This is a genomic window from Micromonospora luteifusca (genome assembly GCF_016907275.1).
In the GTDB taxonomy this organism is placed as follows: Bacteria; Actinomycetota; Actinomycetes; order Mycobacteriales; family Micromonosporaceae; genus Micromonospora; species Micromonospora luteifusca.
On sequence record NZ_JAFBBP010000001.1, the window covers coordinates 5,232,610 to 5,259,144 of the forward strand.

The following is a 26,535-nucleotide window of genomic DNA, read 5'->3' on the forward strand; positions in this document are numbered from 1 at the left end:
GTTGACCGCAGAGCCTGACACCCTGTACGGGGCCGATGACCTCACCCACCTTGAGGGGCTGGACGCTGTCCGCAAGCGGCCCGGCATGTACATCGGTTCCACCGACAGCCGTGGCGTGGGTCACCTCGTCAACGAGATCCTCGACAACTCCACCGACGAGGGTGTCGCCGGTCACGCCAGCAACGTCGAGGTGACACTGCACGCCGACGGCTCGGTGCAGGTCGACGACGACGGCCGGGGCATCCCCACCGACGTGCACGCCAAATCCGGCATCTCCGGCGTCGAGCTGGTGCTCACCCGGCTGCACGCCGGCGGCAAGTTCGGCGGCTCCGGTTACAAGACCTCCGGCGGCCTGCACGGCGTCGGCGCCTCGGCGGTCAACGCGCTGTCCCACCGGTTCGACGTGACCGTCCGTCGGGCCGGCAAGGTGCACGCGATGTCCTTCCGGCACGGCGTCCCGGGCATCTTCGACGGCGACGGGCCGGACGCGCCCTTCACCGCCGGCCCCGGGCTGCAGGTCATCGGGGCGATGAAGCGCGGCCACCGCACCGGCACCTCGATCCGCTGGTGGCACGACGCCCGCTACTTCGAGACCGGCGCCGCACTCGACATCGACGCGGTCCGTACGAAGCTGCGCAACACCGCCTTCCTGGTCCCCGGCGTGACCTACCTGCTGCGTGATCTGACCGGCGAGGCCCCCGCCGAGGAACGGTTCCACTACCCCAACGGGCTCAGCGACATGGTGGAGTTCCTCGCGCCGGCCGGCGACCGCCCGGTCTCCGGCACCCTGCTGGTCAACGGGGAGGGCACCTACCGGGAGAACGCCGCCGACGCCAGCGGCGTCATGCAGTCCAACGTGCAACGGCGCGCCGAGGTCGAGGTGGCGTTCCGGTGGGGCACCGGCTACGAGCGCACCGTCGAGTGCTTCACCAACACCATCCGCAACGCGCACGGCGGCACCCACCGCAAGGGCTTCGAGCGGGCCCTCGTCCGCGCCCTCGCCGACGCGGTCCGCAACACCCGCGGTCTGCTCAAGGCCAAGGAGGAGCCACCCACCCTGGACGACGTCCTGGAGGGGATGACCGCGGTGGTGCACGTGCGGATCCCCGAGCCGCAGTTCACCTCGCAGACCAAGGACGAGCTCTCCACCCCCGGCATCACCAAGGTGCTCCAGGGTCTGGTCGACGCCCACATCAAGGCCTGGCTGGAGGACCGGCGCACCAAGGCCGAGGCCCGCACCGTCCTGCAAAAGATCGTCGACGCGGCACGGGTGCGGCTCACCCAGAAGCAGCAGAAGGACGCCGCCCGGCGCAAGACCGCCCTGGAGGGCGCGTCCATGCCGCCGAAGCTGGTCGACTGCCGAGCCACCGGCATCGACCGCAGCGAGTTGTTCATCGTGGAGGGCGACAGCGCGCTCGGCACGAGCCGCATGGCTCGATCCTCCGAATACCAGGCGTTGCTGCCGATCCGGGGCAAGATCCTCAACGTGCAGAAGGCCAACCTCCAGCAGGTTCTGGACAATGCCGAGTGCGCCGCGATCGTCCAGGTCCTCGGGGCGGGCTCGGGGCGTACGTTCGACCTCGCCGCGCTGCGTTATGGCCGCGTGCTGATCATGGCCGACGCCGACGTGGACGGCGCCCACATCCGGACGCTGCTCATCACCCTCTTCGCCCGCTACATGCGCCCGTTGATCGAGGCCGGCCGGCTCTATGCAGCGATGCCGCCCCTGCACAAGATCACCACCAGGGGGCGCAACCCGCAGATTGTCTACACCTACACGCAGGCCGAGATGGAGACGACGGTCCGCAAGCTGGAAAAGGCCGGCAAGCAGATCGTCACACCCATTCCGCGCTTCAAGGGCCTCGGTGAGATGGACGCCGACGAGTTGTGGGACACCACGATGAACCCCGCCACCCGAGCCGTCCGTCGGATCACCCTCGACGACGTCGACGCCGCCGAGCGGATCCTCGAACTGCTGATGGGGGAAAAGGTCGAGCCGCGCCGCAACTGGCTCATCGACTCCGCGGACCGGGTCGACCGGGAAGCGATCGACGCATGAGCGCCCGTTTCGTTCGAGTGGAGAGCTGAGTCATGGCACGGCGCAAGGAAAACAAGGTCGACCTCTCCTCGTTCGACCAGGCCGGCGCACGGGTCTTCGACAACCCGCTGGTCACCGAGGTCTCCGACTCCTATCTGGAGTACGCGTTCTCGGTCATCCACTCCCGCGCCCTGCCGGACGCCCGCGACGGCCTCAAGCCGGTGCACCGGCGCATCCTCTGGTCGATGTACGAGCAGGGCTACCGCCCGGATCGCGGGCACGTGAAGTCCGCGCGCATCGTGGGCGACACGATGGGTAAGTACCATCCGCACGGCGACACGGCGATCTACGACGCCATGGTCCGCCTCGCGCAGGACTTCTCCCTCAACGTGCCACTCATCGACGGGCATGGAAACTTCGGGTCCCCAGACGATGGACCGGCAGCATCGCGATATACGGAAGCACGAATGTCTCGCGAGGCCATGCTGCTCGTCGGTGAGCTGGGCGAGGATACCGTCGACGTCGAGCCCAACTACGACGGGTCGCTGACCCAGCCGACCGTGCTGCCGGCGGCCTTCCCTAACCTGCTGGTCAACGGCGCGTCCGGGATCGCGGTCGGCATGGCCACCAACATGATCCCGCACAACCTGGCCGAGGTGGTCCAGGCGGCTCGCTGGCTGATCAACCACCCGGACGCCAGCCTGGACAAGCTCATGGAGTTCGTTCCCGGTCCCGACCTGCCCACCGGTGGTGTGCTGCTGGGCCTGGACGAGGTGCGTCGCGCGTACGAGACGGGGCGCGGCGTGGTGCGGATGCGCGGCAAGGTGGAGATCGGCCCGATCGAGGGCAGTCGGGGTCGCCAGGCCATCACCGTGGTCGAGCTGCCCTACGGCGTCGGCGCGGAGAAGGTCATCGCGGCGGTCACCAACGAGGTCACCAAGACCAAGCGGCTGACCGGCATCGCCGACGTCAAGGACCTCACCGACCGGGAGAGCGGCACCCGACTCGTCATCGAGTGCAAGGTGGGCGTCAACCCGCAGGCGCTGCTCGCCGACCTCTACCGGCTGACCCCGCTGGAGCAGTCGTTCGGCGTCAACAACCTGGTCCTGGTCGACGGGCAGCCGCGCACCCTGGGTTTGAAGGCGCTGCTGGAGGTGTTCCTGGCCCACCGGTACGAGGTGGTCACCCGGCGCACCTCGTACCGTCGGCGCAAGCGTCAGGAGCGGCTGCACCTGGTCGACGGTCTGCTGATCGCCCTGCTGGACATCGACGAGGTGGTCCGGCTGATCCGGGGCAGCGATGACGCGCAGGCCGCGAAGGACGGGCTGATGAGCCGCTTCGGGCTCTCCGACATCCAGGCCACCTACATTCTGGACACTCCGCTGCGTCGGTTGACCAAGTTCGACCGGATCGAGCTGGAGACCGAGCAGGAGCGGCTGCGTACGGAGATCGCCGAGCTGAGCAAGATCCTTGACGACGAGCGGGTGCTCAAGAAGGTGGTCTCCGACGAGTTGGCGGCCGTGGTCAAGCAGTTCAGCACCGAACGGCGTACGACGCTGGTCGACGGCGACCTCAAGGAGGTGCTGGCCGCGTCCGCGCCGGCCGGCCCGCTGGAGGTCGCCGACGACCCGTGCCAGGTGATCCTCTCCGCGACCGGGCTGGTCGCCCGGACCGCGGCCGAGTCGGAGGAGAGCGCCGAGGGGCGCCGACGCAACGGCCGGGTCAAGCACGACACGGTACGCGCGATCGCGCACTCCACCGCCCGTGGTCGCGTGCTGTTGCTGACCAGTGCCGGTCGGGCCTTCAAGGTCGACGTCCTGCCGCTGCCGGTGCTGCCCGAGCAGGCCGGCACGGTGTCGCTGCGGGGCGGTATGTCCGCAGCCGAGTTGGTGCCGTTGGAGGCGGGGGAGACCGTCGTCGGCCTGGCCCCGCTGGGTGGGCAGGCGGAGGGCTCACCGGGGCTGGCGCTGGGCACCCGGCAGGGCGTGGTGAAGATCTGCGCGCCGGAGTGGCCGGTGCGGTCCGACGAGTTCGAGGTGATCGGGCTGCGTGCGGGCGACGAGGTGGTCGGGGCGACCTGGCTGACCGACGGCGACGAGACGCTGACCTTCGTCACCTCGGAGGCGTCGCTGCTGCGCTTCCCCGCGGCGCTGGTCCGTCCGCAGGGCCTCAAGGGTGGCGGCATGGCCGGCATCAGCCTGCCGGCCGGAGCGCGGGTGGCGTTCTTCGGCGCGGTGCGTACCGACGACCCGGGGCATGGCGAGCCGATGGTGGTCACCTCCACCGGAGCGACGGTCAAGGTGACGCCGTTCAAGTCGTACCCGGCGAAGGGCCGCGCCACCGGCGGCGTGCGCGCCCACCGCTTCCTCAAGGGTGAGACGGACGTGGCCGTCGCCTGGGTGGGTCCGCGCCCGGTCGGCGCGACCGGCACCGGTGACCCGGTGGAGCTGCCCGCGGCGGACCCACGCCGCGACGGCAGCGGCTTCGCGGTGATGCTCGGCCCAACGGTGGTAGGCCACCTCATCGAACGCGACTAACCCCACCAGGTCGATCTCGTCGATCATGCACCTGCCGCCAGGACACCTCGGTACCTGGCGACAGGTGCATGGTCGGTTACGGGCTCGGGGATGCGGTGCTGGCACTCATGCGTGCGAGGGAGGCTCTCATGCGTGCGGGGGAGGTAGCGGGCGCCCGCAAGATCGCCCGGCCGCGCGATGCCATCGGGGTGGCGAAACGGGAGGCTTGACCACGTCGAACACACGGCGCAAGCACCCCAAGGAGACACCACAATGGAGTTCCGCCCCGCCTTCATCGCCGCCCCCGTCCTGGTGATGAGCTATGGCATCATCCGTCTCGTCGACGGACTGGACGGCGAGCGTGGTCCCGGCCCGGCCTGGACCATCGGGCACCTCGCGTTCATCGGCGCGCTCGTCGCGTTCATCTCGGTGTTCTGGCAGATGCGCCGCATGACTGGCGGCCGGGTGCTGGCGACGGTGTTCGCCACGGCCGGCACCTTCGGTGCGCTGGCGCTGATCACCCAGTTCTCGATCGACCTGGTAGCAGGCCTTCTGGCCACCGACAACTACGGCATGAGCATGACCATTCACCAGGTACGCACCCTGCCGGGAATCTCGCAGCTGGCCTACGACTTCGGGCCCTACGCCTTCTACCTCGGTCAGCTCGCGTTGGTCGTCCTGCTCGCGGTGCAGCGCCGGGTCAAGGTGTGGACGCCGATCCTGGTACTGGCCGACCTTGCCACGCCGTTCATCGACAAGGACCTGATTCCGTTGGGCTCGGTCCTGCTGCTGGTCTCCTTCCTTCCGCTGGCCCGCCGCACCACCGCCGCCAACCCGGCGAACCCGGTGCCCGCCCTCGCCTGAGCGGCGAGTCCCGAACCGATCCCCCGGGGCCGGGGGATCGGCTGCCCGTGGGGAGGAGGGTCAGAGATCATGCACACTGTCGCGATGTCGTTCGCCCGCTTCGTGCGCACCACCAATCCGTACGTGGTGGATGCGGCGATCGCCGTGTTCGTCCTCGTCGCGGTGTCGCTGCCGTTCGTGCTCCCCCGGCCGGGCGGCGCACCGGGGCTGCTGGCATACCTGCTCACCGCGGGTACGGCGATCCCGCTGATCTGGCGCAGGCGGGTGCCGTTCACCGTGTTGGTGGTGGTCGCACTGGCCACGATCGCGGGCAAGGCTGTGGACGCGCCAGGGCAACCCCTCGCGTACGGCGGGCTGGTCGCGCTCTACACGGTCGCCGCACTGGGAGGTCGCCGGCAGCGTTGGGGCGCACTCGCCGCCACCTTCCCGGGCGTGGCGGCTGGGGTGGCGTTCAACACCAACCGCATCAGTGAATACTTCTACACCTTCTTGGTCTTCTTCACCGCGTACGTCCTGGGTCGACTCAGCCATGCTCGTCAGGAGCGCGCGACCACCCTGGAGGACCGGGCGCTTCGGGCTGAGCGTGAGCGTGAGTTCGAGGCCGATCGGGCCGCCGTACGCGAGCGGGCCCGGATCGCCCGGGAGATGCACGACGTGTTGTCCCACGCGGTGAGCCTCATGATCGTGCAGGCCGAAGCCGGGCCGGTAGCGGTGCGTACGGCCCCGCACCGGGCCGAGGCGGCGTTCGACGCGATCGCCGCCGCCGGCCGCGACGCCATGGTGCAACTGCGCGGAATGCTCGGCCTGCTGCGCGCGGAGGCCGGGCCCCGCAGTCCGCAGCCCACCCTGGCCCAACTCCGGCCGCTGGTCGACGGAGTCCCGGCGGCCAGCCTGCGGGTGACCGGTGAGCAACGCCCGGTGTCGGCCGACGTGGAACTGGCGGCGTACCGCATCGTGCAGGAGGCCCTGACCAACGCCGTCAAGCATGCGGCGGCCAGCACTGTCGACGTCCACCTCGGCTGGTCACCCGCAGCCCTCACGATCACCGTCACCAACGACGGCGCCGGGACCGGAGGCCCGGGCGGCGGACACGGCCTCGTCGGCATCCGGGAACGGGCGATCGCCTGCGGAGGTACGGCGAGAACTGGGCCCGACGTCGGTGGGCGCGGGTTCACCGTCGAGGTTCGGCTACCCTTCCCGGCGTGACGATTCGGGTGGTGATCGCAGACGACCAGGAACTCGTCCGCAGCGGATTCGCCATGATCCTTGACGCCCAACCGGACATCACCGTCCTCGCCGAAGTCGGTGACGGCGAGGCGGCCGTGGCCGCCGTTCGGGAACACCGGCCGGACGTGGCGCTCCTGGATATCCGGATGCCGACGATGGACGGCATCGAGGCCGCCCGGCGCATCTGTGCGGACGCCGGCAGCCGAGTCATCATGCTCACCACCTTCGACCAGGACGACTACATCTACGAGGCGCTCTACGCCGGTGCCAGTGGCTTCCTGCTCAAGGACGTGCGCCGTGAAGACCTCGTCCACGCCGTCCGGGTGGTGGCCGCCGGCGATTCGCTGCTCGCCCCCTCGGTCACCCGGCAGATCATCGCCGACATCACCGGTCGCCACCGCCCTGGTGCGACCCGGTCGGCCGGCGGTTCGGACGCCCGCCTCGGCGTGCTCACCACCCGCGAACGGGAAACCCTGCACCTGCTGGGCCGAGGTCTGTCCAACGCGGAGATCGCCCAGACCCTGGTGGTCAGCGAGCACACCGTGAAGACCCACGTCAGCAACGTGCTGACCAAACTCGGCCTCCGAGACCGCGCCCAGGCAGTGATCTGCGCCTACGAGACCGGCCTGATCACAGCCGGCGAAAACTGAACCCCCTCCCCGGCTCTGCTCCCTGGCGAGCGGATGGGGGTGTGGGGTTACGCGACGTTGTGTGGGCGGAACTGGACGCTTACTCGGGGGCCCACCGGGCGGGTGGTTTTCGGGATGGCGTGCTCCCAGGTGCGTTGGCACGAGCCGCCCATCACGATCAGGTCGCCGTGGCCCACCGGGAAGCGCAGGCTGTCGCCACCGCCGCGCGGGCGTAGCAGCAGCGGTCGGGGTGCTCCGAAGGAGACGATCGCGACGATGGTGTCGGTGTGTGCGGAGCGGCCGATGGTGTCGCCGTGCCAGGCGACGCTGTCCCGGCCGGAGCGGTAGAGGCACATGCCGGCGGTGACGAAGGCCTCGCCCAGCTCGGGCGCGTAGTGCCGGGTCAGTGCGGCCCGTGCCTCGGTGAGCACCGGGTGGGGCAGTCGGGCCTCGCCGTCGTACCAGCAGAGCAGGCGGGGCACGTCGACCTCGGTGTCATACATGGTGCGCCGTTCGGCACGCCAGGGCACCTCGGTGAGCAGGGTGTCGAGGATCGTGTCGGAGCCGTGCACCCAGCCGGGAAGGTGGTCGACCCAGGCGTTGCGGCTGAGCTGGTGCCGGCGGATCAGGCCGGGCAGTGGCCCCAGGGTCGGCCCGGCGTCGGCCAGGTCGAGCATCGACGGCTGGTAGGCGGCCTGCGTCATACGGCCACCCTAGCAGCACTTTCGTACACCCGTGCTAGGAGCGGATCCCTGCGGTCAGTCGGTGTCGGTGGCGGCGTGGACGGCGGTGAGCACCGCGTCCACCACCCGTGCCCGGCCCTGCCCGTCAACGGTGGACCAGGCCCGTGCGGCGAGCGCCGCGCGACGCGGCGGCGAGCTGAGCAGCCCGTGCAGGGTCCGCGCCGCCGTCGCCCGGGCGGCTCGTCCGGCGACCCCGGCCGCGGTCAGCTCCGGCAACTCGCCGAGGGCCGCGGCCAGTCCGTGGCGCACCACCCGGGTGTACGACTCACGTTGGTTGTCGACCACGCAGACCAGCGCGGCGGGTGCGCCGAGGCAGCAGAGTTCCCAGGTCGACGTGCCGGCGGCGCTGACCACCAGGTCGGCTTCGGTGATCAGTGTCGGCAGCGAGCTGGTGGGCGGGATCGGCCGGATGATCTGCCCGCGGCCGGGGGCGACGTCCTCGACCTCCGCCTCGATCTCGGGTCGACCGACGATGACCGTGAGGTCCATCGGATGGCCGGTGGCCACCAGCACACGGGTCAGGACCGGCGCCGCACCGACCGCGTCGGTGCCGCCGAAGAACGACAGCACCCGGGGTCGGCTGACCGTCATGGCGGGCGGGGGGACCGGCGGGCGGGCGGTGATCACGGAGTCCCGCAGCAGGGCGTACCCGCTGCCGGCGAGCAGCCGTCCGGGCAGCCCCGGCAGCTCCGCTGCGGAACGCAGCCCCGGCAGCTCCGCTCCGAAGTTCTGGTCGAGGTAGAGGTCGGCGACCTGGCCCCGGCTGTCTCCGTCGATCACGGCGAGGGTGAACACACCGGCGGCGCGTAGGGCGCCCGCGCCGGCGGGGTCCAGCTCGTAGGAGTCGAGGACCAGCACGTCCAGTTCGTGTCGGTGGGCTGCCTCGACCAGCTCGGCCGGCGTGTCCGGGCCGGGGTGCAGGGGAATGCCCCGGCTGGCGAGTTCCGCGGTGGCCCAGGGGAGCCGTTCGACGGTGCCGAACACGGCGACGTGGGCTCCCCGTGCGAGGAACTCCTCGGCGAGCGCGAGGCAGCGGACGAGATGGCCGACGCCGCGCTGTGGTCCGGCGTCGCAACGCAACCCGACTCGGAGGGTGCTCAGGACTCCTCCAGCTGCTTCTGACGTACGTCGGCGTTGAGCGCGCGCAGTCGGGGCTGCCCGTGGAGCCAGTCGGCGAGTTTGGCCAGTGGCACGTTGACGTCCCCGAAGTGGTCGATGACGGCGCTGACCAGCGCCCAGTCCTGCTCGGTGTCGAGGGTCAACCGCAGCCCGGAGCGGTCCGGGGTGAGCGTCACACCGAGCACCCGGAACAGCTCCGGGTGGGTGTACGCGTACGAGGTCACGTGCACCCGGTGGTGGTCGGTGGCGAGCCGGCCCAGGGTGCGCAGCGTCTCCGCTCGGATGATCTCGACGTCCAGCCCTCGGGGCAGGGTGCGGGCGATCGACGTGCTCGCGTAGTCCAGCCCGGGGACCGCCCGGTACACCGACGCGACCAGGGTGATGATCTCCGGGTCGAGCAGCGGGCAGTCGGCGGTGAACCGCATGACCGCGTCTCCGGGGTGCGCCGCGAGGGCACGCACGAACCGATCGAGTACGTCGTCGACGGGCCCGCGGTGGCACGGGACGCCCAGCCGCTCGCACTCGGCCACCACGGCGTCGTCGAGCGCGTCCGTGCTGGTGGCGACCACCAGGTCGGCCAGGACACCGCTGTCGCGGGCGGCGCGCACCACTCGGCCCAGCACGGAACGCCCGGCGAGCGGGCGGAGGACCTTGCCGGGCAGCCGGGACGAACCCATCCGGGCCTGCACGATGCCGACGATCCGTGGACCCACGCCGTCCGTCGGGGCCGACCCGTGCACCGGTACGCCGGTCACTGCTGCTCCTCCTGCTGCTGGGGGGCGAGCGCGGCGATGGCCCGGCGCTTGGCGGCGCGGGCACCTCGCTTGGCCAGTCGGGCCGGGGTGATGGCGAGCCGGCCCACCCGGTAGCTGAGCGACCCGCTGAGCAAACCGACAGTCGTCTCGGCCCGACGCAGCGCCCGTTCCCGCGAGGTGAGCAGTTCCTCGGTCCACGCGGTCAGTGCCGTCAGCCGGGCGAGCTCCTCGCGCTGCCGCAGCCACGCCTCGCGCAGCTGCTGGTAGCTGTGCCCGCCGACCGGCGGGTCGGTCGGCGCGACGGCGTGCAGCTCGGTGGCGAGGTTGACCCTGCCGTCATGGTCCAGCCCGTGCAGGGCGGCGGCGATGGCCGCTTCGGCCTCCACCGCCTCGTCGACGGTCGTGCGGTCCACGTCGTGGCCGGCGAGCCCACCGAGCACCACGGTCAGACCGACAACGTCGAGGGTGGACGACCACGGGTGGGCGTATCCGCCGGTGAGCAGTTCCGCCGCGAAGCGCCACAGTCCGCGGGCCAGCACCACGTCGGCGGGCAGCGGGTCGGTGACCCGCCAGCTCGGGTCGAGCACCGCGTAACGCGCACCGTCGACGACCACGTTGTCGGTGCCGGCCAGCGCCGCGGCGCCGGCGATTCGGCCGTCGGTGTCGGCCTGGTCGGCGAGCCAGCCCGCGTACCCCTGCAGCAGCGTGCGCAGGGTCGCCAGGTCGCGGCGCAGGGCCGCGTCGAGCAGCAGGGTACGCAGCAGCCGGCCGGACGGCACCGGTCCGGACAGCGCGTCCGCGTCCCGGTACGCGGCCTCGCGGCTGGCGAACGGCGCGGCGGCCGGCACGTTCGTGCCGGTGGCCGAGGTGAGGCCCCACCGCCATCCCGACGGGCCGTGCAGCACCTCCAGTACGCCGATCCCGGGCCGCCCGGTCTGCAGCAGAGCCACCGGCAGGTCCCGGTCGGCGGACGGCGTGGTCGGGGCCGCGGGGCTGGCGGGCCGGTGGGCGAGCATCAGCCAGCCCGGTGCGAGGTCGGCGGCGCGTCCGGCGTGCAGTGCGTCCACCGCCAGCCGGGCCGGGTCCTGGAGCACCGTGTCGCTGGTGAAACCGCCGGCGCACGCGCCGTGCAGCACCGCGTCGAAGAGGCCGGAGCCGCCGTCGGAGTCGAGGTGGTCGGCGTCGAGCAGCGCCGTCGGGGTGCTGGCGTCGGGGTACGCGGCCCAGCACGCGGCCGGTTGCAACTCCGCTGCGGTGAGCCGCTCGCGCAGTTGGTCCCGGTTGGCCGGGTGGGTCCGATCGAGCACCCCGCCGATCGTCCACGCGGAATCGTCGCGGCCGGCGTACCAGGGGGTGGTGGCGACCAGTCGGTGCAGGCCGAGCGGGTTGTCCAGGCGCAGCAGCAGCGCACCACCCGGTCGTAGGACGGCGACCAGTCGCGCCAGCACGCCGTCCCAGCCGAGTTGGGTGCCCTCCACCGACTCCACCGGGTCCAGCCCGGCGGCGGCGATCACCACGTCGTACGTCTCGTCGTCGGGCAACCCGGCCGGGCCACCCACCACCAGGTGGGCGGCTCGCTGGGCCAGCGCGACCGCGTCCGGGTGGCTGCGCAGCAGGCAGGTCACCTCGGCGTGACCGAGCTGGTCGAGCAGGGCCGGGTCGTGTGGCCCGGCCACCAGGACCCGGGCGCCGGGCGGCACGAGCCGGGCGGCCAGCGCGGCGACCGGCCCACCGTCGGCCAACCGCTGCTGCGGCAGGTCGGACCAGGCCAGCATCTCGCCGCCCGGCAGGGTGATCCGGCCGGCGGGTGCCGTCTCAGTCGTCACGGTGGTCCTCTTCCTCCTGGAGGTTCGCCCAACCGAGTAGCTCGCGCAGCTCTGCCGGCGTGCAGCGGTGCTCGGTGCCCAACTCGGCGCGGGCGATCTCGATCGCGGTGGGCAGGTCGACCTCGGCGCCGTGCAGCTCCGGCCACTGCCGCCGGATCCGAGCGGTCCCGCCGAAGGTCGGGTCCTCGTTGGACAGGATCATCGGGTCGCCGTAGACCGCCGGCTCACAGCCGGCCGCGATGCCGTAGAAGATCGCACTGGTCAGCCGGTTGGATGCTACCCGGCGGTGTCGACGCAGCTCGGTCAACTGCTTGTCGAGGAAATCCGGGTCGGTGTCCTTCCACCAGTGTCCCCGGTAGCCGTGGCAGATCACCCGGAAGCCGGCGCGCTCGTAGAGGCGACGGACGCTGCGCATCCGGTACTCGTGCCAGTAGAGGCAGACGGTGACCGGGCCGGGCTCGGTGTCCCGGATCAGCGCGATCAACGTCCGGTGGTCACCCTTGACGTGCTGGCCCTCCCAGCCGTGGAACGGGTACCAGATGGTGCCCTCCCGCTCCTCGGCCGGCGGTTCCTCGGGGCGCATGGCCAGCAGGTAGCTGAACGGCGCTCCGATGACGACCACGTTGCGTCGACCCACCGACCAGGCCCGTCGGCGGGTCTGTTCCGACCAGAGCAGGCTCGGGGCGCGCTCGGCGTACGGGTGACCGGGGGCCAGACCGTCACCGATGTTCCAGCCGTGCTGCACGTACCCGTTGATCCGCGGTGGGTGCCCGCCGCCGAGACCGGCGTAGCGGGCCAGCACGTGCGCGTGGCCGTAGAAGTGGTTGGCGTGGTGCATCAGGTTCCCATCAGGCGGCGGTACGCACCGAGCCGACCCGCAGGGCCGCGGTCAGCGCGTCGATGACGCGATCCTGGTCGGTGTCGCTGAGTCCCGGGTAGAGCGGCAGCGACAGCTGCTGGGAGTAGAACGACTCGGCCACCGGGCAGGACCCGCGCCGGTAACCGAGGTCGGCGAAGGCCGGGTGCCAGTGCACCGGGATGTAGTTGACCTGCACGCCGATGCCGGCGGCCCGCATCCGGTCGTACACCTCGCGGCGACGCCCGTCGAGCACCCGGATCGGGTAGAGGTGCCAGGCCGGGTCGGCCCACGACCTGCGGGTCGGCAGCAGCACGCCGTCCAGGTCGGCCAGCGCCTCGTCGTAGCGGGCGACGAGTGCGGTCCGTCGCGCCTTGAACTCGCCGAGTCGACGCAGTTGGCTGCGGCCCAGGGCGCACAGCACATCCGGCAGGCGGTAGTTCAGCCCGAACTCGTGCACCTCCTGGTGCCAGCCGCCCTCGTCCGGGTAGCGCAGCTCGTCGCGATCGCGGACCACGCCGACGCTGCGGAACCGACGCGCCCGCTCAAGGACGTGCGGGTCCAGCGCGGCGACGGCACCGCCCTCGGCGGTGGTCAGGTTCTTGGTGGGAAAGAACGAGAACGTGGTCAGGTCGGCGAGCGAGCCCACCGGCCGGCCGTGATAGGTCCCGCCGATCGAGTGCGCCGCATCGGCGACGAGCAGCGCGTCGCTGCCCTCGACCGACTTGCGTAGCGCGTCGTAGTCGGCGGGGTGGCCGGCGTAGTCGACCGCGGAGACGACCTTGGTCCGCGAGGTGACCGCGGCGGCGGCCGCCGCCGGGTCGAGGCAGAAGGTCTCGTCCTCGACATCGGCGAAAACGATCTTCGCCCCGAGGGCGACCGCGCTGCTGGCGGTCGCCACGAAGGTCATCGGCGGGACGACCACCTCGTCGCCCGGGCCAACCCCGGCAGCCGCGTACGCCACGTGCAGCGCCGCGGTGCCGTTGGAGACGGCGGTGACGCCGACCCCACCGGTCCAGGCGGCGAGGTCGGCCTCGAACGCGTCGACCTGCGGCCCGGTGGTGAGCCAGTCGCCGCGCAGCACGTCGGCGACGGCGGCGATGTCGTCCTCGGTGACCGACTGCCGGCCGTACGGGAGCATTCCCGTCATGCGGTGAGGCCGAGCATGTCGCGCAGCTGCTCGACCGTGAGCCACTCGTCGTTGGTGTCCGACTGGTAGGCGAAGCCGTCCGGCACCGGGTCGCAGTCGACCGGCGGCTGGTAGCCCCAGGTGGCGATGGTCGGCTGGACGATGAACCGGCCGTCGGCGCGCAGCGTCCGCCGGCTGTCGTCGGGGGCGATCATCTCCTCGTGCAGCTTCTCGCCCGGCCGGATCCCGATCTCGTGGGTGGTGGCATCGGGGGCCACTGCCTCGACCAGGTCGAGGATGCGCATGCTCGGGATGCGCGGCACGAACAGCTCGCCACCCTGCATCTGGTCGAACGAGTCCATGACGAACTGCACGGCCTGGTCGAGCGTGATCCAGAAGCGGGTCATCCGCTTGTCGGTGATCGGCAGGCTCTTGCCCTCGGCGGCCAGCCGGCGGAACAGCGGGACGACCGAACCGCGGCTGCCCACCACGTTGCCGTAGCGCACGACGGCGAACCGGGTGGGGTGCTGGGCGGCGTAGTGGTTGGCCGAGACGAACAGCTTGTCGCCGACCAGCTTCGTCGCACCGTACAGGTTGATCGGGCTGGACGCCTTGTCGGTGGAGAGCGCGATGACCTTCTTGACGCCGGCCTCGATCGCGGCATCGACGACGTGCTGGGAGCCGGTGATGTTGGTGGCGATGTATTCGGAGGGGTTGTACTCCGCGGTGTCCACCTGCTTGAGCGCGGCGGCGTGCACCACGTGGTCCACGCCGTGCATGGCCCGGGTGAGGCGGTGCCGGTCCCGGATGTCGCCGATGAACCAGCGCAGCCGCGGGTCGTCGCCGAGCTGCTGACGCAACTCGTACTGCTTGAGCTCGTCGCGGGAGAACACGACCACGCGGGCCGGGTCGGCCTCGGTGAGGATGTGCCGGAGGAAGGTCCTGCCGAAGGAACCCGTTCCCCCGGTGATCAGAATGGACGATCCATTCAACTCACTCAATTTGGTGCTCCCGTGATCGTGGATGAACCGGCGGCCCTCGGCCGGCCGACCGGGGTGAGACGCTAGTCAGGGCGGGTTAACTTCCCGACGCTCGCGGGTTAACCACCGCCCCTGCTCCTGTGAATGGCGAGCACCGCGTAGGCGAACACTTCCGACCGACCCGTAACGGGCCTGACCAGGTCGGATCGGCCCGTTACAGTGACCGCGCGAGTGACCCGGCAGCCCTTTCCGCGGCCGGTTCCCGCGTTCACCCGACATCCGCATCAACTCGGTGCGAGCGGGTCACCCCGAGCGTCACCGGTGCGGGCCGACGTGCCCGCCGGGTCTGCGCGGGCCCGGTCCGGCCGGCAATTCTGGAGGCGTTGATGGCATCCGGTAGCGACGTGATCGAACGGCCGGCGGTTGCGGCGGAGTCGACAGACCCGGCACCCGCCCGACGCTGGTTGGTGCCGGTGCTGCTGGTCGTCGGTTGGGTGCTCAGCGTCGCCTGGCGGATGTGGCTGTCCCGGCACATCGTGCTGCCGATCGCACACACCGATGAGGACAGCTACCTGAACACCGCCCGCGCGCTGGCTGGCGGGCCGGGTGGCTTCAGCAGCGAGAACGACCTGCTGCGCCGGGTCGGCTACCCGATGCTGATCTCGCCGGCGTTCCTCGGGGACCGGGATTTCAGCGACAGCTACCGGATCGTCCAACTGATCAACGCGATGGCGAACTCGACGCTGCTGCCGCTGGCGTACCTGCTCGGTCGCCGTCTGCTCCGGCTGCGCCGGTCGCACGCGCTGCTCGGCGCCCTCGCGGCGGCGACCCTGCCGGCCACCGTCTTCTACGCGGGCATCGCCATGATCGACACGGTGATGGCGCCACTGGTCGTCGCCTGGCTGCTCGCCGTGCACCGCTGGATCGGGCGGCCCGGCCCGGTCGCCGCCGCCACCGTCGGTCTGCTGGTCGGCGGGTTCCATCTGCTGCACTCCCGCGGCCTGGTGATCGTCGCGGTACACGCCGGGTTGGTCCTGCTGCTGTTCGTCCGCCGCCGGATCAGCCCGCCCGCGGTGCTCGCCGCGCTACTGCCGGTGCTCGCCATGGCGCTCGTCAACGAGGCCGCCATCCGCTACCTCGGCAACAAGGTCTACCTGCTCGGCAGCACCCCCGGCGGTGGCACGGTCGAGGCGGTCGCCTCCGTCCAGGGCGTGGTCCGCGTCAGCGCGGGCGTCGCCACCCAACTCTGGTACGTCGTGGTGATCACCTTCGGGATGGCAGGGGTGGCCTGGGCCGCCGCCGTCCGTGAGCTGTGGCGCCCACGGCACGGCGACGCCGCCCGCTGGACGATAGGCGTGGCGCTGGTGGTGACCGTCGGGGTGGCCGGCGGCGCGTCGGTGATCCTGGCCGGCATCACCGGCAAACCGCTGGACGCGATCTACGGCCGCTACGTGCAGATGCTGGCGCCGTTCTGGCTGCTCGTCGGGCTCGGAGTGCTGCTCACCGCCGGCCGCCGGGTGGTGCTGCGCAGGGCGGCCGTCGCGGTGGCCCTGCTGATCGGCGGCGGTGCGCTGATCGCCGTCCGACTCGCATACGTGGCGAGCCAGGGCCACCGGTTGCGCTACGGCGGTTTCAGCGCACCGGACCTGGTGGCGTTGACCGCGGGCTGGCGGGAGATGCGGCCGGTGATCGGATCGCTGGTCGGCATCGCCGGCCTTGTGCTGCTCGTCGCGGCCGTCCTGGTGCCCCGACTGCGGTTGCCGATGCTCGGCGTCCTCGTCCTGGTCAACCTCGCCACCATGCAGGTGATCGACCAACACGTCGTGCGGCCGGCCATCGCGAGCACCGCGCCGACGCCCCGGGTGGCCGACGTCGGCGTACGCCCCGGCGAGCGGGTGTGGGCCTCGACGGGTGTGCACTACGTCCTGCGGTTCAACCTCAGCCACCAGGTGACCTGGACCGACGTTCGCTGGTTCGGCAACCAGCAGCCACCGGCTGCGGCGCAGGTGGTGTTCGCCCGCTGGGCACCCGGGGAGGCCGACGACTGGGACGGCACGGCGTACGGCTTCGTCCGGCTCGGCGGCAACCCGGTGCAGCACTGGGCGGCCTGGCGGCGGGCCTGACCCGCCGCGCCCCGGTGGACACCGCTATTCGTGAACGGCGGATGTCCACCGGGAGCACCGACGGTTAATGATTTCGGTCCATTGCGGAAATGCGTACGACAATCAGCGTTGACGGCGATCGGCCCGGGCCAGGGAAATCGGGATGACGGTGATTTCCCGGCCGTCGGAGAGCTCCTGCCGGGGCGTGCCCTCGACGAATCGGAAACGCCGGTTCATCTGTCGTACGACGGTATTGTGACCGAGCACCTCGCCGTCGAGCCGGTCCAGGTGCAGCCCGTCGAAGGCGTACTCGACGGCCTCCCGCATGACCCCCAACCAGGCGGGCAGCGTCTCACCTCGCCCGTCCAGCCCGTCGGCGTCGAGATAGAAGCCCCACGCCCCGGTACGAGGGCCGTCCAACCGCAGGTCGAAGAAGGTGACCACACCGCAGGGCAGGTCGTCGCGGACATACATCAGCACCCGCCGGGACTGGTCGTCACGGACCGCCGACCACCACCGGGCGTGCTCCTCGACGGTGATCTCGTGACTGGTCTTGCTGACCTGGCGGTTGGTGTCCTGATTACGCCAGGACAACATCAGGTGAACGTCGTCCGCCGTCGCTTCGCGCAGCACGTGCGTCTCGCTTTCTTATTTGTTCACGTCGGGTCCCGGCACCTTACCCGGGACCACCGGGAAAGCAGATATGCATTCGTTGGGTTGTAGACTGCGGCGCATGAACGAATTGAGTCGCGCGCAGATCCGCGACCTCATGGCTCAGGTGCTGAAGAACCAGGACAAGGAGTTGCCCGCGGACGACGCGGCGCAGTTGCGGGAGATCGGGTTCCGGTCGCTCGACTTCTCCGAGCTGGCCCTTCGGGTGGAGGACGAGACGGGGGAGGAGCTCAACTTCGACGCCCCCGGCCTGCGTCGCATCGCCACCGTCGGAGACGTTCTCGACTTCCTCGTCGAGCTTCAACACCAGTGACCGTCGCGACGGCGCGTAACCCCGCATCCGCGCACCCGGAGCCGGCCGGTGTCGACAACCGGGTCGTCGTCGGTGGCGCCGCGCTGACCTGGCGTTCACTGCCGACGCCGACGCTGCCCGACCCCGCGGCGGTGCTCGCCCACTCCGCCATGCACGCACTCACCGCCGCTCGGCAGCACGCCGTGCACGGCACTGAGCTGCTGCTCAGCACCGCGGGTCGGGTCGACGCGGCGATGCGTACGGAGCTGCTGGAGGCCGGGTTCACCGTCGGCGTCCTCGACGACGACGGGATGCGCCTGAGCGTCCCGGCCCGGCCGCGAGCCGCCGAGCCCGGCCGACTCTGGCTGCTGACCTCGGGCTCGACGGGGCGTCCCAAACGGGTTGGGCACACTCTCGACACGCTGACCACCGTGCGGGCCGAGCAGCCCGACCGGACCTGGCTGTGCCCGTACGCTCCCGGCACGTACGCCTGGTGGCAGGTGGTCACCCTGTCGCTGACCCAGCCCGGCCAGCACCTGGTGGTGGTCGAGCCGGACGAGCTGGACGACTGGCCCACCGTCGCGGCCGCGCACGGGGTCGACGCCGCCTCCGGCACCCCGACCTTCTGGCGCCGCACTCTCTACCGGGATGCCGCCGCGTTGGGCCGGGTGCCGCTGCGCCAGATCACCCTGGGCGGGGAGCCGGTGGACCAGGCGATCCTGGACCAGCTGCGGGAGGTCTTCCCCACGGCCCGGATCTCCTGGATCTACGCCTCGTCCGAGGTGGGAGCGTCCATCGTGGTGCACGACGGGCGGGCCGGTTTCCCGGTCGACTGGCTGGACCGGGAAACCCCTGGTCGGCCGACGCTCTCCGTGCGCGACGACGAGCTGGTGGTCACCTCTCCGTACCACGGCGCCGGGTTGGCCGGCCCGATCCGTACCGGGGACCGGGTGCAGGTGCTCGACGACCGGGTGCTGATCACCGGCCGACTGGACTCCGACGAGATCAACGTCGGCGGCAGCAAGGTGTCCGCCGGTGTGGTCCGCGGCGTGTTGACCGGGCATCCGGCGGTGGCCTGGGCCCGGGTGACCGGTCGCCGCGCCCCGGTGCTCGGCCGGATGGTGGTCGCCGAGGTGGTCCTCACCCCCGCCGGTCCCGCCGACACCAGCGTGCCCGACGAGGGCACGCTGGTCCGCTGGTGTGCCGACCAGCTTCCCGAGCACGCGGTGCCACGCCGGATCCGCGTACTGGCCGAGATTCCCGTCAAGGAGACCCTGAAGAGCGATGTCTGACCCCGCCGACACCCAGCTCGTTCCGCCCAGCTCCGTGGTCCTCGTCTCCGGGGGATCCCGGGGGCTGGGCCTGGCCATCGTCAACGACCTGCTCGACGCGGGCGTCAAGGTGGCTCCGTTCGCCCGTACCGTCACTGCGGAGCTGGAGAAGCTCGCCGCCGAGCACCCAGACCGGGTGCACGTCGGCTCGGTGGACGTGACCGACCTGCGCGCCGCGCAGAGCTTCGTCCGGGAGGTGGAGCAGCATCTCGGCCCGATCGACGGCATCGTCAACAACGCCGCCATGGGGCAGGACTCCCTGCACGCGCACACCGCCACCGACGACATCGCCCGGATCATCGAGACGAACCTGACCGCCCCGCTGCAGTTGACCCGGCTGGTGATCCGCCGGATGCTCGCCAAGGGACTGCGCGGGCGGATCGTCAACATCACCTCGATCTGCGGGAAGCGTGGTTTCCCGGGCCTGGTCGCGTACTCGGCCACCAAGGGCGGCATGGACGCCGCCACGCGTTCGCTCGCCCGGGAACTGGGTGGCCGGATGCTGGTCAACTCGGTCGCGCCCGGCTTCTTCGCCTCCGAGATGTCCGCCGTGCTCGGCCCAACCCAGCTCGACCAGATCGTGCGCCGCACCCCGACCGGTCACCTGACCGAACCCGTGGAGGTCACGCCGGTGGTGCGGATGCTGCTGCGGGAGCACACCAACATCAACGGCCAGGTCATCGTGGTGGACGGTGCCGCCTCCATCTGACCTGGACCGGCTGGTCCGGCCCCGTCCGGTGCCGGGGCTGCTCGCCGTCGCCGAACGGCACCTGCGTATCGGCGTCCCCGCCGCCCTGACCGACGCGGCGACCCGCAGTCACCTCGACGACGGGCGCTGCGTCGGCTGGTACGGCCCGCGGACGCCGGGCTGGCGGGTGGCCATCGACGCGGAACGCGCCGACGCCCCGGTGCCCCCGGCGTTGGCCCGCCGGTTCGGCGTGGAGGACTTCTGGGCGCGGTGGACCCGCGCCGAGTGCTGCTGCAAGCTGAGCAACGTGCCGGTGGCCGCGTGGTGGCGTCGCCACGGATTGAGTACGCCGGCCGACGGGTCCGCGGTCTGGCGAACCCTCTGGCTGGCCGACCTGGTGGTCACCGTCGGCTTCGTTCCCGACGGTCGGGGTGCTGCTGTCGGCGGCTGCTCGCTGTAGACCTGCCCCATGTGTGGGGCAGCGCCTGCCGTTGCGTCTCCGGATGGGTGGGTGCTGCTGTTGGTGGCTGCTTCCTGTAGACCTGCCCCATGTGTGGGGCAGCGCCTGCCGTTGCGTCTCCGGATGGGTGGGTGCTGCTGTTGGTGGCTGCTTCCTGTAGAGCTGCCCCATGTGTGGGGCAGCGCCTGCCGTTGCGTCTCCGGATGGGTGGGTGCTGCTGTTGGTGGCTGCTTCCTGTAGAGCTGCCCCATGTGTGGGGCAGCGCCTGCCGTTGCGTCTCCGGATGGGTGGGTGCTGCTGTTGGTGGCTGCTTCCTGTAGACCTGCCCCATGTGTGGGGCAACGTCCACCGTCGCATCCCCGGGACGGGTGCGTGCGGTGGTCGGCTGTCCATGCCCCAGATCTGGGGCAGCTCTACAGGCGCTCAGGGGAGTCCGTTGGGCCGGGCTGCATCCGCTCGGCGGCCCGGCCCGGCCCGGCCCGGCCCGGCCTGGCCTCGGACGACGGTCAGATCAGGTCCCAGCTCAGGGGAGTGCCGCGGGGGACGTCGGTGGCGAAGGTGCGGCCCAGCACCCGGTCGATCTCCACGGGGGGCAGGCCGCCGGCTGGCCGGATTGACCGCACGTTCTGGGCGGTCACCGGGTCACCGGCGCGGACGTCCTCGACCACGAAGAGGGAGCGGCGGAACCGTAGCCCCTCCTGCTCGGCCGGGGTTGGGCCGATCGCGGTGCCACCCAGCGCCGCGTACGCGCGGCCGGACTCGGCGACCAGGGCCGCGAGCTCGGCCGGGTTCAGCGAGAAGTCCGAGTCGACACCGCCGTCGGCCCGGTCCAGGGTGACGTGCTTCTCGATGAAGCAGGCGCCCAGCGCCACCGAGGCGACCGCCACTCCGATGCCCGGCGTGTGGTCGGAGAGCCCGACCGCCACGTCAAAGGCGCCGGCCAGCACCGGCAACCGGCGCAGGTTGCTGTCGGCCGGCGGGGCCGGGTAGGACGCGGTGCACGCCAGCAGGACGATGCCCGCCGCGCCTCCGTCGCGGGCGGTGCGCACCGCGGCGTCGATCTCGGCGACCGTCGCCATCCCCGTGGAGATGACCATCGGCTTGCCGGTGCTCGCCACGAGCCGGATCAGCGGAAGGTCGACCAGCTCCGAAGAGGCGATCTTGTACGCGGGCGCGTCCAGCGACTCCAGCAGCTCCACGGCGGTGGCGTCGAACGGTGACGAGAAGACGGTCAGGCCCCGTTTGCGGGCCCGTTCGAAGATCGGGGCGTGCCACTCGTACGGGGTGTGCGCGCGCTCGTAGAGGCGGTACAGGTTCTCCCCGCCCCACAACTCGTGCCCGCTGGAGATCCGGAACGCCGGGGTGTCGACGTCGATCGTGATCGTGTCCGGCCGGTACGTCTGGAGCTTCAGCGCGTGCGCCCCGCTGTCGGCCACCGCGTCGACGATGGCCAGCGCCCGGTTCAGATCGCCGTTGTGGTTGCCGGACATCTCGGCGACCACGAACGGTCGCTCCCCGGCACCGACCACGTGCGGTCCGATCTTGATTGTCGCCGTCATTCCGACCTCTGCTCAGGTACGCCCGCACCGGAGTGCGGTGATGCTGTCATCGTCCACCCGGCGGGCGGACGACCTGGAAAACCAGGGCGCCGGGAGCCGCCCCGGCTTCCGGCGTGTTGTGCGGTGGGGGCGGTCACGGCAGGCGGCCCCCGGCCAGGACGTCGCGCCGCGCCGTCGTGACCGAAGCGGCGCCGCCGCCCACCGCCGGGCCGCTCCGACGGAGGCGACCAGCGACCCGGTGGGCCTGGCGCAACGCCGAGTACGCCAGCCAGTCACCGCGCCCGACGAGGCGGTGCTTGAGCCCGGTCACGCCCGAGGGCAGCGGGTAGCCGCCGGTGGGCAGGAACCGACGGTAGTGCTCGGCGGCCCGGTGGAAGAAGTCCCGCCGCAGGTGCGGGTGCAGCCGGTCGTCGTTGCCCACCACCACCAGGTAGTGGCTGATCATCAGCTGGAACAGCTCGGCCTGCAACCGCTCGTCCGGGTGCTTGCGGGCGACCCAGTCCAACAACCGCTCGTACTGGTCGAACGCGTCGAAGTGCCGGCCGCTGCGGGTGGAGGTGATCGCGCCTTGCCGACCCTGCCGGTACAGGTAGCAGATCCGGTCCAGCACGGAGATCTTCTCCGCACCGATCAGCAGCGGATGGCTGAACGGGATGTCCTCGTACCAGCCGGGGAAGAACCGCAGCTCCAACTGGTCCAGGAAGTCGCGGCGGACCACCTTGTTCCAGGCGGTGTGCTGCACCCGCAGCAGTTGCGGTTGGTCGTCCAGGCGGGTCACCGCGGGAATGCCGCGTAGCAGGTGACTGCTCGCGTCGACCTCCCGCCGGCCGTCCTCGTGTACCCGCAGGTGGTCCAGCATCAGCACGTCGGGCTGGTGCTGGCGCAGTCGGTCCAGCACCGCGGGGACCGTGCCCGGCGGCAACCAGTCGTCGCTGTCGATGAACCAGACGTAGCGGCCGGTGGCCACGTCGAGCCCGGCGTTGCGGGCCAGCCCCAGACCCACGTTGCTGCTCAGGTGCACGACGCGGACCCCCTCACGGCCGGCGGCGTACGAGTGGAGCATGTCGCCGCAGCCGTCCGGGGAAGCGTCGTCGACGGCGATCAGCTCGACCGCGTCCGACTCGCCCACCGGGACGTCGGCCCGGATCGACTCGAGGCACTGGTACAGGTACGCCTCGACGCCGTACACGGGCACGACGATGCTCAGCAGCGGTGCGTGCGTCGGCTCAATGACCACGCCCGCCACCTTCGACGACCCGGGTGGCCGGCCCCGGAACCGCGCGTGGCCGCTGATGGTGAAGTCTCTGAACTCCCGCCCAGCGGAAGGTTAACGCCCGCCGCCGGACGGTTCGCCGATCGGCCGACCGTGGTCTGCACGCCCGGCAATCGGCGGGTGGGACGCGTCCGGTTCACCCGGGAGTGACCCGGTAGGGTGCCCCGGGTGCGGCCCTGCCGGGCCGTCGCGGGCGTCGCCGTCGCGCCGTCCGACGCCGCGCCGAGGAGGATACGGACGTGCTGGTGACCCTGCCGAGCTTCGGAGTCCCGGCATGACGAGCGCCGCAGCGGTGTCAACTGTCCGGCCCGCCCCCGCACCAGCCCGACTGCCCTCGCTGACCGGGTTGCGTTGGATCGCCGCGTTACTGGTCTTCGGCTTCCACGCGGGCACCATGCGGATCATCGCCGAGCCGGACTACAAGGCCGTGGTCGACGCGCTGTTCACCCTCGGCCTGTCCGGGGTGCAGTTCTTCTTCATCCTCAGCGGTTTCGTGCTGGTCTGGTCGGCCCGCGCGGGCGACTCCCGGCGTACCTTCTGGCGGCGTCGGGTCGCCAAGATCTACCCGAATCACCTGGTGCTGTGGGGGGCGGCGCTGCTGGTCGCCTGGTGGTTCGCCGACGCGGTCGTGCCAGCGGCCGCGCTGGAGAACCTGCTGCTGTTGCAGGCCTGGGATCCCCGGCCGGGCTGGTTCTACAGCATCAACACCGTGAGCTGGTCGCTCTCCTGCGAGTTCTTCTTCTACCTGTGTCTGCCGCTGGCGTTGCCGCTGCTGCGCCGGGCCCGGCCGAAGCTGCTCTGGGCGCTGATCGTCGCGCTGCCGCTGCTGATCCTCGCGCTCTGGCCGGCCCAGCACCTGGTGCCGGAGGTGAGCCGGTGGTGGTTCACCCAGATCTTCCCGCCCGTACGGTCGCTGGAGTTCTGGTTGGGTGCGGTGGCGGCCGAGTTGATGCGCCGTGGCCTCTGGCGTGGTCCGGGGCTGACGGTGGCCAGCGTGATCTTCCTGGGCACGTGGGTGGCAGCCGCGGAGTGGATCCGTGCCGAGCTGTGGACCACGCTGCTCGCGGTCGCGTACCTGTTGGTGATCGCCGCCGCCGCGGACGCGGACGTGCGGGGTAAGCGTTCGCCGTGGCGGTCCCGGCCGCTGGTCTGGCTCGGGGAGGTGTCCTTCGCCTTCTACCTGGTCCACGTGCTGGTGATGACGAGCGTGTTGCGCCTCAGCGGTGACTGGGGGACCGGCTTCGAGGGCTGGCGCGGCCCGGCCGCGGTGCTCGGTTTCCTGCTGGTGAACCTGATCCTCGCTGGATTGCTGCACCGCTTCGTCGAGACCCCGATGATGCGCCGACTCGCGCCGCGTCGTGCGGCCCGGCCGCCCGTCCCCGAACAACGCACGGCCGGAACCCAGGCCGCCGGCGACCGGTCACCGTACGTCGACTCGCGCTGACACCGTCCACCCTGGTCAGCAGGGGCGGCGCGGCGTTCGCCGACACGCCCGTGGGCCGTGCGCCCGGGTCGGCGCGGCGGTAGCGTGGGCACGTGCTCCCGGTCGCGCTCACCTGTCCGCTGTGGTGGGTGGCGCGCTGGGCGACGCGGGTGCTGACCAGCCTCGCCGTGGTGGCGGCCCTGGCGCTTGGCGCTGGCGCAGCCTCGGCCGCCGTGACAACTCCGAGCACCGTGCCAGCACAGAGTTCCGCGCTGGCAGCGAGCGCCGTGCCAGCACCGAGTTCCGTGTCGTCGCCGTTCGCGCCCGAGGCGCTGTTGGCGTCCTGCCAGGCCACCTCGCCAGAGGGTGCCGTCCACCCGGCCCAGACGGTCGGTGCGGGGGCCGCCGAGGCGTCCTCCCCGGCAGGGTCGGTCGACTCGCAACCGGCGCCGCCCGGAGGCCTGGGCACCATCGCGACCGGCGTGCTGCCGGTGCGCGCGGCCGGGGCCAACCGGCTGCCTCTCGTCGACGGCCCGCACGGCTGGGCTCCCCGCGGCCCACCCGGGCGCTGAGTCACCGGGACCAACGTCCCGTCGCCGCACCCTGTCGACCTACCCGCTCCGCACCCCGCCGATCCGTGGCCCGCCGTGGCCATCTGGCCGGCTGGGCTTCCCATCGCTTTGCTCTCTCCCCGAGGTGCCGACCATGGAGACCGTCGTCTTCTACCAGTTCGTGACCGAGGTGCCGCAGGCCGCTGCCATCTGGTCGACCCTGTTCCTGCTGGCACTGGGCGTGCTCGCCGCGCTGGTCGCCCGCCCCGAGCGGGACCGGCCCACGGACGATCCGCTCCCGGCCGCGCCGACCGCCCGCGAGTTGGCCGCGGCCGAGGCCGTCGACCTGCGCCGGTACGCCGAGGAGGTAGCCGTCGCCGCGGCCGGGGCGGCCAGGACGGCACGGCGGCGCCGTGAGGCCTGGCTCACCGCCCAGGAGCAGCTGGAACGGGCCTGGGCGGGGTACGACGAGGCGGACACCGCCGCCCGCCGCTTCGCGGGTTCTGCGGCGCTGCCCACCCCGCACACACCCCGGACCCCCGCCGAGTACGCATCCCGGGAGCGCTACCTGCACCGCGCGGCGACGGCGGCGTACTGGCGGGGCGACCTGACCATGGCGCAGCTCGGTGACGTGTTCGGGCACCGACACGGGTGGGATCCCCGACGGCACCCGGTCGAGCAGGAGGCGCTGCTCAGCCGGACGATCCGGGACGCGAGACTGGCCGACTACCAGGCCGCCGCCACCGAGGAGCGGGTCGCCTGGCGGGACGCGGAACTGGCCGCCGAGTCGGCGCGCACCCTCGCCGAGGAGGCGTACGCGGCAGCGGCCCGGTTGCGGCCGAGCCCGGCACCCGCCCGAGGGGCGGCGAGCGGGGCGACTCGTCCCGCCCTCGTGGCACGTTGGCGGCCGGCTCGCGCGGGTTGAGTCCGATCCGTTACGTGAGCCCCGTCACGCCATTCGAAAATCGGACGTCCGGCACGATCGGCTCGATCTGTCCCGTAAATGTGGCCGCGTTGTCGACGCCCTGTCCGGTTGTCGCCCACAGGCGTCGCCGTAACGGGTTGTCCCATCGAGTCACATCATCGGCAATACGCGCAGAAATTGCCGCAGCGAATCGGGTTTACGCAGGTGAACCTTGCTTGGCGCGGTGCGGACAAGGCCAGTAGTGTCGTCCCGTCCGGTGCGGTAATCGATCGCAAGAGGCGACGCCGCGCCGACCCGCTCAATCGTGATCAACGAACCGGGGACCCATCAGTAAGTCCGGGGTGAATCCGCGAGCCACGGCCCGCGGTAGGGCGATCTTCCCGCCCGAATCCGTCAGCTAACCCGGTAGGCGGTGTCGGAAGGAGTTCCCAACTCGTGCAGCACCTTTCCACCCCTCGGTTGTTCCCTCGCCTCCACGGCGCAGCGGTGCCCCCGCTCATTCGTCCAGTGACGGTGAGCTGACCCCCCGGGTCATCGCCTTTCCCGCCCGGCCACGCCGGGCGTTCCCCTGAGCGGT

At 71.4% G+C, this 26,535-nt stretch carries 23 protein-coding genes and 1 riboswitch; of the genes, 13 read left to right on the forward strand and 10 right to left on the reverse strand.

Annotated elements, in window-relative coordinates; genetic code table 11:
• The first annotated feature begins 1 nt into the window (after position 1).
• The 5 genes from JOD64_RS23945 (at position 2) to JOD64_RS23965 (ending at position 7,295) form a co-directional block, all read left to right on the forward strand.
• Complete coding sequence (locus JOD64_RS23945) at positions 2 to 2,059, forward strand: DNA topoisomerase IV subunit B (protein WP_239559629.1); 2,058 nt, start codon at positions 2 to 4, stop codon at positions 2,057 to 2,059.
• A 32-nt stretch (positions 2,060 to 2,091) separates the two neighbouring features.
• Positions 2,092 to 4,575 carry a DNA gyrase/topoisomerase IV subunit A gene (locus JOD64_RS23950; protein WP_204944277.1) on the forward strand — a complete coding sequence of 828 codons (2,484 nt, stop codon included), beginning with the start codon at positions 2,092 to 2,094 and terminating at the stop codon, positions 4,573 to 4,575.
• Between the two features lie 252 nt (positions 4,576 to 4,827).
• A complete protein-coding gene (locus tag JOD64_RS23955; RefSeq protein ID WP_204944278.1) occupies positions 4,828 to 5,418 on the forward strand; it encodes a hypothetical protein in 591 nt (196 codons plus the stop codon).
• Between the two features lie 69 nt (positions 5,419 to 5,487).
• On the forward strand, positions 5,488 to 6,624 hold the full coding sequence (locus JOD64_RS23960) for a sensor histidine kinase (RefSeq protein ID WP_239559630.1): 1,137 nt from the start codon (positions 5,488 to 5,490) through the stop codon (positions 6,622 to 6,624).
• Positions 6,625 to 6,677: 53 nt separating this feature from the next.
• Positions 6,678 to 7,295 carry a response regulator gene (locus JOD64_RS23965; protein WP_239561618.1) on the forward strand — a complete coding sequence of 206 codons (618 nt, stop codon included), beginning with the start codon at positions 6,678 to 6,680 and terminating at the stop codon, positions 7,293 to 7,295.
• Between the two features lie 47 nt (positions 7,296 to 7,342).
• Here JOD64_RS23965 and JOD64_RS23970 read toward each other — a convergent pair whose 3' ends face one another.
• Genes JOD64_RS23970 through pseB form a run of 7 tightly spaced genes read right to left on the reverse strand, consistent with a single transcriptional unit; the run spans position 7,343 to position 14,703 of the window.
• A complete protein-coding gene (locus JOD64_RS23970; protein WP_204944281.1) occupies positions 7,343 to 7,978 on the reverse strand; it encodes an alpha-ketoglutarate-dependent dioxygenase AlkB in 636 nt (211 codons plus the stop codon).
• A gap of 54 nt (positions 7,979 to 8,032) precedes the next feature.
• Positions 8,033 to 9,118 carry a PseG/SpsG family protein gene (locus tag JOD64_RS23975; protein WP_204946217.1) on the reverse strand — a complete coding sequence of 362 codons (1,086 nt, stop codon included), beginning with the start codon at positions 9,116 to 9,118 and terminating at the stop codon, positions 8,033 to 8,035.
• A complete protein-coding gene (locus tag JOD64_RS23980) occupies positions 9,115 to 9,849 on the reverse strand; it encodes a cytidylyltransferase domain-containing protein (RefSeq protein ID WP_204946218.1) in 735 nt (244 codons plus the stop codon). The genes JOD64_RS23975 and JOD64_RS23980 overlap by 4 nt, the downstream gene beginning before the upstream one ends.
• Positions 9,850 to 9,887: 38 nt before the next feature.
• Positions 9,888 to 11,717 (reverse strand): class I SAM-dependent methyltransferase, encoded by a 1,830-nt coding sequence (locus JOD64_RS23985; RefSeq protein ID WP_204944282.1) that lies wholly within the window; start codon positions 11,715 to 11,717, stop codon positions 9,888 to 9,890.
• On the reverse strand, positions 11,707 to 12,555 hold the full coding sequence (locus JOD64_RS23990; RefSeq protein WP_204944283.1) for a hypothetical protein: 849 nt from the start codon (positions 12,553 to 12,555) through the stop codon (positions 11,707 to 11,709). The genes JOD64_RS23985 and JOD64_RS23990 overlap by 11 nt, the downstream gene beginning before the upstream one ends.
• 10 nt (positions 12,556 to 12,565) lie before the next feature.
• Positions 12,566 to 13,723 carry a DegT/DnrJ/EryC1/StrS family aminotransferase gene (locus tag JOD64_RS23995; protein ID WP_204944284.1) on the reverse strand — a complete coding sequence of 386 codons (1,158 nt, stop codon included), beginning with the start codon at positions 13,721 to 13,723 and terminating at the stop codon, positions 12,566 to 12,568.
• Positions 13,720 to 14,703, reverse strand: a complete 984-nt coding sequence (gene pseB, locus JOD64_RS24000) for a UDP-N-acetylglucosamine 4,6-dehydratase (inverting) (RefSeq protein WP_110561940.1) — start codon at positions 14,701 to 14,703, stop codon at positions 13,720 to 13,722. Before pseB ends, JOD64_RS23995 begins: the two co-directional genes overlap by 4 nt.
• Positions 14,704 to 15,068: 365 nt before the next feature.
• Between pseB and JOD64_RS24005 the strand changes: the two genes are divergently transcribed.
• Entirely contained in the window at positions 15,069 to 16,805 is a 1,737-nt protein-coding gene (locus JOD64_RS24005; protein ID WP_204944286.1) for a glycosyltransferase family 39 protein, read from the forward strand.
• Between the two features lie 102 nt (positions 16,806 to 16,907).
• On the opposite strand, the gene JOD64_RS24010 is transcribed toward JOD64_RS24005, so the two are convergent.
• On the reverse strand, positions 16,908 to 17,417 hold the full coding sequence (locus tag JOD64_RS24010) for a GNAT family N-acetyltransferase (protein ID WP_204944287.1): 510 nt from the start codon (positions 17,415 to 17,417) through the stop codon (positions 16,908 to 16,910).
• A gap of 100 nt (positions 17,418 to 17,517) precedes the next feature.
• Between JOD64_RS24010 and JOD64_RS24015 the strand changes: the two genes are divergently transcribed.
• The 4 genes from JOD64_RS24015 to JOD64_RS24030 are packed head-to-tail and all read left to right on the forward strand — an operon-like array spanning position 17,518 to position 20,227.
• Positions 17,518 to 17,769: an acyl carrier protein gene (locus tag JOD64_RS24015; protein ID WP_091401397.1), complete on the forward strand. Its 252-nt coding sequence runs from the start codon at positions 17,518 to 17,520 to the stop codon at positions 17,767 to 17,769.
• The gene (locus tag JOD64_RS24020) at positions 17,766 to 19,040 is read left to right on the forward strand and encodes an AMP-binding protein (protein ID WP_204944288.1); all 1,275 of its coding nucleotides are present in this window, start codon (positions 17,766 to 17,768) and stop codon (positions 19,038 to 19,040) included. The genes JOD64_RS24015 and JOD64_RS24020 overlap by 4 nt, the downstream gene beginning before the upstream one ends.
• Positions 19,033 to 19,788 (forward strand): SDR family NAD(P)-dependent oxidoreductase, encoded by a 756-nt coding sequence (locus JOD64_RS24025; RefSeq protein WP_204944289.1) that lies wholly within the window; start codon positions 19,033 to 19,035, stop codon positions 19,786 to 19,788. The genes JOD64_RS24020 and JOD64_RS24025 overlap by 8 nt, the downstream gene beginning before the upstream one ends.
• Positions 19,772 to 20,227 carry a hypothetical protein gene (locus JOD64_RS24030; RefSeq protein WP_307813598.1) on the forward strand — a complete coding sequence of 152 codons (456 nt, stop codon included), beginning with the start codon at positions 19,772 to 19,774 and terminating at the stop codon, positions 20,225 to 20,227. Before JOD64_RS24025 ends, JOD64_RS24030 begins: the two co-directional genes overlap by 17 nt.
• A gap of 506 nt (positions 20,228 to 20,733) precedes the next feature.
• Here the strand turns inward: JOD64_RS24030 and pseI are convergent.
• Together pseI and JOD64_RS24040 are read right to left on the reverse strand one after the other, a co-directional pair.
• Positions 20,734 to 21,786 (reverse strand): pseudaminic acid synthase, encoded by a 1,053-nt coding sequence (gene pseI, locus JOD64_RS24035; RefSeq protein WP_204944290.1) that lies wholly within the window; start codon positions 21,784 to 21,786, stop codon positions 20,734 to 20,736.
• Between the two features lie 133 nt (positions 21,787 to 21,919).
• A complete protein-coding gene (locus tag JOD64_RS24040; protein ID WP_307813599.1) occupies positions 21,920 to 23,023 on the reverse strand; it encodes a glycosyltransferase family 2 protein in 1,104 nt (367 codons plus the stop codon).
• A gap of 310 nt (positions 23,024 to 23,333) precedes the next feature.
• Here JOD64_RS24040 and JOD64_RS24045 point away from each other — a divergent pair, with 310 nt between their 5' ends.
• The 3 genes from JOD64_RS24045 to JOD64_RS24055 all read left to right on the forward strand — a co-directional run bounded on the left by JOD64_RS24045 (position 23,334) and on the right by JOD64_RS24055 (position 25,958).
• Positions 23,334 to 24,503: an acyltransferase family protein gene (locus tag JOD64_RS24045; RefSeq protein ID WP_204944292.1), complete on the forward strand. Its 1,170-nt coding sequence runs from the start codon at positions 23,334 to 23,336 to the stop codon at positions 24,501 to 24,503.
• Between the two features lie 92 nt (positions 24,504 to 24,595).
• A complete protein-coding gene (locus JOD64_RS24050) occupies positions 24,596 to 25,054 on the forward strand; it encodes a hypothetical protein (RefSeq protein WP_204946378.1) in 459 nt (152 codons plus the stop codon).
• Between the two features lie 133 nt (positions 25,055 to 25,187).
• Entirely contained in the window at positions 25,188 to 25,958 is a 771-nt protein-coding gene (locus tag JOD64_RS24055) for a hypothetical protein (protein WP_204944293.1), read from the forward strand.
• A gap of 285 nt (positions 25,959 to 26,243) precedes the next feature.
• Positions 26,244 to 26,385: riboswitch (cyclic di-AMP (ydaO/yuaA leader) on the forward strand.
• The last annotated feature ends 150 nt before the right edge of the window (positions 26,386 to 26,535 follow it).